Consider the following 6994-nt stretch of genomic DNA (forward strand, 5'->3'; position numbering starts at 1 on the left):
ATGAGCTTCGATCCGATGACCGAGCGCGGGATTCCGCTGGAGAACCAGCTCCGCAACTGGTCGGAACTGAACGTCTCCCCCTATGACACGCACACCGTACATCCCTACACCCGCACCCGCGCCATCCTGATGAACGGCGTCGAGGTGGAGGCGATCATCAATTCGCACCAGGCCGCACGTCACAACAGCGACCTGGGCTTGAAGCAGATCCTGGCTCAGGTCCGCCGCGTGGAGCAGCAACAGCAGAAGGCGGTCAACTGGCTGATCCCGGGTGAGGAGAGCAATATCGCCGTGACCATCGGCTATGAGCAGGTGGCCGTCGACCTGACCGCCTGGATCGCCCGCCACGAGCCTGACCCCTATCTGAAGCAGGTCTATGAGTTCGGCCTGCTGGAGGATTTCGACCACCTCTATCGCTACGCCAACCTGATGGACCTGATGGGGGAGTCTCGGAAAGCCCACGAGATCACCGGCGGACTGACGGAGATTCTGCCTGGCCGCCCGACCATCTTCGAGCACCGCCATCCCCATGACGATCTGCGGCGGCCCATGACCAAGGTGGGCGCCGAGCGCCAGTCCATGCTGAACGGCCTGACCCTGGTCTCGGCTGAACAGCAGACGATGAACTACTACATGACCGTGGGAAACCGGCCCACCGATCCCCTGGCCCGAGCCCTCTATCTGGAGATCGCCCAGATCGAGGAGCAGCATGTCAGCCACTATGAAACCATCCTCGACCCGACCCTGACCTGGATGGAGAACTGGGTCCTGCACGAGTTCCATGAGTGCTGGCTCTACTGGTCGTGCATGACCACCGAGGAGGACGCCCGCATCCGCGCCCTGTGGGAGCTGCATCTGGCCATGGAGGTGGAGCACCTGAAGATCGCCTGCGAGATGATGAAGGCCATCGACCGGAAGGATCCGGCCGAACTTCTTCCCGACACCCGGCTGACCACGCCCATGACCTTCGAGCAGAACAAGTCCTATGTCCGCCAGGTCCTGGCCGAGCAGGTGGAGCTGAGCGCGTGGGACTCGGAGTTCGTCCCTGTCGACGCCCTGCCGCAGGATCACCGCTACTTCGCCTATCAGGCCGCGGTGAACGCCGGCGGGTCACCGAGCGAGAGCGTGATCGACCGCCGCCGCGAGGCGTCCGGCGAGGACTATCGCTCGCAGACCGAGGGGGATCATCCCATCGACGCCCTGCGCCCCGACGCCGAGGCGCGGCTGGACTACGCTCGGCGCAACGCGCCCCTGGCCGCCGAATAGGAGGCATAAGAAGATGAGCCAAGACACCCAAGATGAAGGCCCCGTGAAGGCCGTGATGAACCGGGCCAGCGACGCCGTGGGCGCCGCCGTCGGCCTGGCCGGCGCCCATACCGCCGGCGGACGCAACACCGACATGTTCGTGGCCAACGCCGCCATCAGCGATCGCTATGAGGTGGAGGCCGCCAGGCTCGCCATGGGGCGCACGCGCAGCGACACCCTGAGGGGCTTCGCGCGCCAGATGATCGAGGCCCACACCGCCAGCAGCCATCAGCTCGCCTCGGCCCTGCGCATGAAGGAGACAGGCGAGGTTGAGCCGCCGCCGGAGGGGCTCGATGAACGCCGGGAAGGATTGCTGCGCCACCTGCGGGAGGCCGGCGACGAGGATTTCGACGCTCGCTATCTCGACCAGCAGATCGCCGCCCACCAGGAGGCCGCAGCCCTCCTCAAGACCTATGGTGCAAGCGACGGCGTGCCTCAGTTGCGATCGTGGGCCGTGGCGGGCCTGCCGGCGGTGGAACGCCATCTGGAGATGGCGAGAAACCTCAAGTCGGCGCAGCGCTAGGATCAGGCCCCCGCGCCAACTCCGAGAGGCCGCCCACAAAGAGGCGGACGCACATCTCGGTCGCCGTCTTGGGCTCCAGCAGCCCCTGCCCCACCTGTCGCCCCGCCTGATTGGTCACTGCCCACAGAAGGTCGACGGCGGCGATGGCGGTGGGCAGGGACAGGCCATAGGCGCGACGGGTGGCCCGGACGAAGAAACGGAAGGTCGCCTCGCGCTCGGCGCGGCCTTCTTCTTCCATCCGGCGCTCGAGGACCGGATCGGCCAGCAGGGCGGCGATGAGCGCGCCGCGCTCCTTGGTCTGCTGCAGGTAGAGCCCCGTGGTCCGACGGATCAGGTCGGGGAAATCCGCGGCGGCCAGGGCCTGAGCCATCCCCCGCTCGTTGAGATCGCGCTGCTCACGGCCAAGCAGGGCGGCCAGCAGCGCCATCCGGTCGGGGAAGTAATTGTAGATCAGCCCCTTACTGACGCCGGCGGCTAGGGCCACCCGCTCCATGGCCACGCCGCCGGCCCCCTCCGCCAGCACGAGCTCGGCGGCGCGGTCCAGGATCTGGGCGCGGCGGGCGGCGGGCTCCAGACGGGTGCGCTTCGTCGGCGGGGTCATCACGCTGTCAGGCGCCGGTTACGGGGGTGACGTCAAGACCAGAGCGGGGACGAAGCCTTGAGCACCCGGCTCATCATCAGCAGCCGGGCGAGCACCGGTCCCCCAGAGGCCGGCCGCAGCCAGCTCTCATACCAGGCGATTTCGGTCTTCGGGGACTCGCCGAGACCCACGATCTCGCCCTCCACCAGATAGTCGGTGTCCAGCATGACCGGACCCGCCAGATGTTCGAGCTCGATGGCGCCGAACATGCCGACAAACTCGCCCTCGCTCTTGAACAGCGGCGTCTCCACCACGCGCAGGGCGTCGATCACCACCGACGGGGCGGCCAGGCGGCGGCCGGCCGCATCGGGTGTTATATAGGCGTCCATCGGCTCGCTCACACCGCGCACGCGCGCCAGGGCGGAGGTTGACGCGATGCGGGCCGGGACGTCGCACGCCCGGTCGCCGATCTGCGAGGCGGCGAGAATCCGAAGCGTCTCGGCCGGGCGCGAACGGACCAGACGCTCGCGCAGGGTGGTGGATACGGGCGCCCGGCCCCGCCAGGCCATGCCCTCGCAGACCCGGGCCCCCTCCGGGGTCTCGATCCAGGCTGTCGCCCCGGCGCCCTCAACCCCCTCGGTCAGCGGGCCCAGGCCGGCGCGGACCGGCTCCCCATCTGTGGTGGGCTGCAGGAAGTAGAGCGACAGGCCCCCCGGGCTGGTCCAAGGCCGCTCGAACCGCGCGGCGAACAGCGGCGGAAACTGCTCCATGTGGATGTTCGCCGCCACCGTCCCGCCTCGGAAACCCAGGGTCTGGGCCGTGGCGTCGTCGTGGATTGAGCCTACCGCCTCCCGCGAGACATTCACGGGCCGCCGGAACGGGCCAACGAGACCGCCGTCCGGCAAGGTCTGGGCTTCAAAGGGCGCGGGGTCAGGTTCAGACGGCGGCATGAGGACCTCCTTGACGCGCCCATGAACGTGGCGATTATTGACGGTTCGTGCAATAAGAAAACGAGGGACGCCGATGCGCCTGGAGCTCTCGCCTGCGGACCTCGCATTTCGCCAGGAGGCGCGCGCCCTTATCGCCGAGGCGTTTTCCGGCGCAGAGACATATGATGGCGGACCCGCACATGAGGCGCGCTGGCATGCGGCGTTGGCGCGACGGGGCTGGGAGGTCAGCAAGTGGCCCGAAGCCTTCGGCGGTCCGGGTTGGAGCGCGACGCAGCACTTCATCTGGGAACGGGAAACCACCGCTGCAGGACTGCCCGCCCAGGTGGGCGGCATGGGCATGGGCATGCTCGCGCCCATTCTGTTCGCCTATGGCGCGCCCGAACAGCAGGCGCGCTTCCTGCCCGACATCCGGGCAAATCGGGTGCGCTGGTGCCAGGGCTATTCCGAACCCGAGGCTGGTTCCGACTTGGCTGCCTTGCGCACGACCGCGCGGCAGGAGGGGGACGACTACATCATTGACGGCGAGAAGATCTGGACCAGCGGAGCCCATCACGCCGACTGGATGTTCTGCCTCACACGCACAGGCCAGGGGTCACGGAAGCAGGAGGGCATCACCTTCCTGCTGGTCGATTTGCGCAGCCCGGGCATCCAGATCCACCCGATCATCTCCCTGGACGGACGGCACGGGTTCAACCGCGTGACCTTTGACAGCGTGCGCGCCCCGGTCGCAAACCGCGTGGGCCGGGAGGGCGAAGGCTGGACGGTGGCCAAGGGCCTGCTCACCCACGAGCGGACGGGACAAGCCTATGTGTCCCTGTCGCTCAGCCTGCTGAGCCGCCTGCGGGAAGCCGCCGCCGAAATCCCGGGGTCGCAGGGCCGGCGCCTGATTGACGATCCCGGCTTCGCCGCCCGTCTGAGTCTCGCCGCCATCGAACTGGAGGCCCTGGCCATGACCGAGCTCCGCACCCTCTCGCAGGTGGAGGCCGGCGAAGCGCCTGGCGCCCAGTCTTCCCTGCTGAAACTCAAAGGGACCGACATCGTGCAGCGGATGACCGAGTTTTTCGTCGAATGCGCGGGCCCGTATGCGGCGCCCTGGTTTCCTGATCTGGCGGATCATCCGGGTCAGGTGGGGCCGACCTGGGCGCAGCCCGAGGTCGTCCGCTATCTCGAAGGTCGCGCGGCCAGCATCGCCGGCGGCTCTGACGAAATCCAGCGCAACATCATCGCCAAGCACGTCCTGAAGCTCTGAGGCGTGGGCCGAAGCCTCAGCCCCGTGGCCGGGCGCCGCGTGTGGTCCAGGCGTACCAGCCAAGGCCAAGGGCCAGCCAGGCGAGCAGCAGGCCGTAGGGCCGCACGTCGGTGGAAAGGCCCAGGGCGGCGATGGCGATGGCCGCAACGACCCCCAGGGCCGACATGACCTGCACCGTGGCGCGGCTGAACTTCAGGCGCGCCTCGGCGTGCACCTGCGGGAAGCGGCGGGCGACGTTCCACGAGGCCATGCAGGTGCCCATGTACTTCATCATGGTGGGCACGTTCACGGCCAGCAGCAGGAAGAGCAGGCTCGAAGGCAGGAAGACCGCCGTCACGCAGCCCAGATAGGCCACCAGGGTCGCCACATGCGGCGTGCCGAAGCGGGGGTGAATGCGCGCCAGGGGGGCCGGCAGCACGCCGGAACGTCCCATGGCGAACAGGAAGCGCGCATAGACCAGGAAGACGGCGTTCATGGATTTGGCCAGGGAGAAGACGGCCGCCGTCACGATGAGCGGGGTCGCCACGGGTCCCAGCGCCACCTTGGCGGCCTCCAGCAAGGGCGCATTGCTGCCCGCCAGCACGCCCGGCCCCACCAGGCTCAGCGCCGCAAAGGTCACGCTGAGATAGACCACCACGGTGAGCGCCAGCGCCCCGGCCATGCCCAGCGGCACCACGCGCTTGGCGTCGGCCACCTCCTCGCCCACCTCGGTGGCGGTTTCGATGCCCAGGAAGAGCTGGATCATCAGCGGCAGCGCCGCGATGATCGGCAGCCAGCCGCCCTGGGTGGCCTCGACGAAGAGGGCCGGCTCGAAGGACGGCGCCGCCGCGCCGACGAAGATGGCCAGCGCCGCCAGCAGCAGCAGCATCAGGATGGTCTGGGCCCGCGCCGCCACGGCCACCCCCACCAGGTTCAGCAGGAAGACCGCGGTGAACATGGCCAGGATCACCGGCGTCACCGGGAAGTCGAAGACCATGGACAGATAGTTGGTCAGCACCCGGGCCAGGACGATCATGACCACGGCGTTGGACAGGACCCGCATCCACACGATGGCGAAGGCCAGGAGGGGGCTGGTGAACTGACGCTGCCACTCATACGAGGCCGCTGTCCGCGGCGCTGTGGAGGACAGATAGGCATAGACCAGGGCGAACAGGCCCATGGGGATGGCCGCCAGGGCCGTGGAGATCAGTATGCCGGCCCCGCCCACCTCGGCGGCCGGCCCCATCACGGTGAAGATCGCAGCCCCGATCGCGGTGCCTGCGCCCAGCATGATGACGTCGATCAGGGTGACGTTGCGCTTGAGCCCCGTCTCGGGGGCGGCGGGTTGGGTCATGTTCACCAGGCCTTGCAGCTATCTTCGGGGACGCCGGGGACCGGGACAAAGCCATAGCCCTCCAGGGTCTGGTCCCCGGCCTCATAGGTCTTGGGTTCAAGGACGAAGCAGGGACCGAAGGCGTGCGGATGAGGGACGATCAGCTCGCCGTCCAGGATCACCCGCTCGAACCGCTCGGCCTCGCCCGGGCCCAGCTCAGCGCTCACAAAGGCCTTCCAGGCGTCATGGTCGAACCGCGTCCCGGCCTCCCGGCCGCGGAACAGGGGCTGGAGGGCGTCCTCCAGCCGACGCTCGCCGCCTGAGCGCTCGCGGATGCGGGCGTCCAGATCGGCGAAGTAAAGCGCGCCGCGATTATAGGGAATGTGCCGGATGTCGCCGTCGCCGAAACCCACCTCGGTGATCTGCGCAGCGGTCCAGGTGCGGGCCGGGACGCCGTAATAACCGGCGGCGATCTCATTGATCTCCGCCCCGTAGGACTCCAGCGAGGCATAGCCTCCGCGCCGCGGCAGAACGGCGGTGTAATAGGTGGTCAGGCCTTCACTGAACCAGCTGGACACCCCCTGCGGCGCCTCGATCCCCCCCACCCACTGGTGGATCATCTCATGGGCCAGGGTGCGCCGCGGCCCCAGCGCCCCGGGGGTGTGGTCCTTGGCGGCGGTGGACAGCATGAACGAGCCGGGCAAGGCCGTGGCGCCCCCCACCGGCGGGGTCTCCAGGAAGCGCATGAAGACCCGGTAGGGCGGCGGCGGGTCAAGATAGGCGAACTGCTCCCCCAGATAGGTGTAGAGACTCGCCGACCACTTCGCCTCGGCCACGGGATCGAAGTCCGAGCGGCCGAGCCAGGCGGCGCTGAACCCATGGTCCAGGCCTTCCGCCGGATAGCGGCCTGCGGGACCGGCCAGATACCAGGCCTGGCGCAGGCGCGAAGGCGCGCCCGAGAGTTCGCTGTCGCCCTCGCCGAACGAGGCCAGACCCACCGAGCCGGCGGCCAGCTCGCTCAGGTCCCAGGCCACGGAGAGGCGCCCGCCCCGGACATGATCGGGGATCACCAGGA

General features: G+C 68.5%; 7 protein-coding genes. 3 read left to right on the forward strand and 4 right to left on the reverse strand.

Annotation, left to right across the window (positions count from 1 at the left end):
- Both V7D28_RS12490 and V7D28_RS12495 read left to right on the forward strand, forming a co-directional pair.
- Positions 1–1266, forward strand: a 1266-nt coding sequence (locus tag V7D28_RS12490) for a hypothetical protein (RefSeq protein WP_333587710.1), incomplete at its 5' end; no start/stop codon positions are given.
- A gap of 13 nt (positions 1267–1279) precedes the next feature.
- Positions 1280–1828, forward strand: a complete 549-nt coding sequence (locus V7D28_RS12495; RefSeq protein WP_333587711.1) for a DUF4142 domain-containing protein — start codon at positions 1280–1282, stop codon at positions 1826–1828.
- On the opposite strand, the gene V7D28_RS12500 is transcribed toward V7D28_RS12495, so the two are convergent.
- Positions 1809–2429, reverse strand: coding sequence for a TetR/AcrR family transcriptional regulator (locus V7D28_RS12500; protein WP_333587712.1), 621 nt, complete (start codon positions 2427–2429; stop codon positions 1809–1811). The genes V7D28_RS12495 and V7D28_RS12500 overlap by 20 nt on opposite strands.
- Before the next feature lie 32 nt (positions 2430–2461).
- A complete protein-coding gene (locus tag V7D28_RS12505; RefSeq protein WP_333587713.1) occupies positions 2462–3358 on the reverse strand; it encodes a hypothetical protein in 897 nt (298 codons plus the stop codon).
- Between the two features lie 73 nt (positions 3359–3431).
- Here V7D28_RS12505 and V7D28_RS12510 point away from each other — a divergent pair, with 73 nt between their 5' ends.
- Positions 3432–4607: an acyl-CoA dehydrogenase family protein gene (locus V7D28_RS12510; protein ID WP_333587714.1), complete on the forward strand. Its 1176-nt coding sequence runs from the start codon at positions 3432–3434 to the stop codon at positions 4605–4607.
- 16 nt (positions 4608–4623) lie between these two features.
- Here the strand turns inward: V7D28_RS12510 and V7D28_RS12515 are convergent, their stop codons facing one another.
- Together V7D28_RS12515 and V7D28_RS12520 are read right to left on the reverse strand one after the other, a co-directional pair.
- Positions 4624–5940, reverse strand: a complete 1317-nt coding sequence (locus V7D28_RS12515; RefSeq protein ID WP_333587715.1) for an APC family permease — start codon at positions 5938–5940, stop codon at positions 4624–4626.
- 2 nt (positions 5941–5942) lie between these two features.
- Positions 5943–6994 (reverse strand): M61 family metallopeptidase (locus V7D28_RS12520; RefSeq protein WP_442957936.1); only part of this gene is annotated, 1052 nt, incomplete at its 5' end.

The organism is Phenylobacterium sp. (genome assembly GCF_036723115.1).
GTDB lineage: Bacteria > Pseudomonadota > Alphaproteobacteria > Caulobacterales > Caulobacteraceae > Phenylobacterium.

Excerpts from the sequence above, each read along its gene's own strand:
- V7D28_RS12495 (WP_333587711.1), top strand. The coding sequence starts at position 1,280 with ATGAGCCAAGACACCCAAGATGAAGGCCCCGTGAAGGCCGTGATGAAC.
- V7D28_RS12500 (WP_333587712.1), bottom strand. The coding sequence starts at position 2,429 with ATGACCCCGCCGACGAAGCGCACCCGTCTGGAGCCCGCCGCCCGCCGC.
- V7D28_RS12505 (WP_333587713.1), bottom strand. The coding sequence starts at position 3,358 with ATGCCGCCGTCTGAACCTGACCCCGCGCCCTTTGAAGCCCAGACCTTG.
- V7D28_RS12510 (WP_333587714.1), top strand. The coding sequence starts at position 3,432 with ATGCGCCTGGAGCTCTCGCCTGCGGACCTCGCATTTCGCCAGGAGGCG.
- V7D28_RS12515 (WP_333587715.1), bottom strand. The coding sequence starts at position 5,940 with ATGACCCAACCCGCCGCCCCCGAGACGGGGCTCAAGCGCAACGTCACC.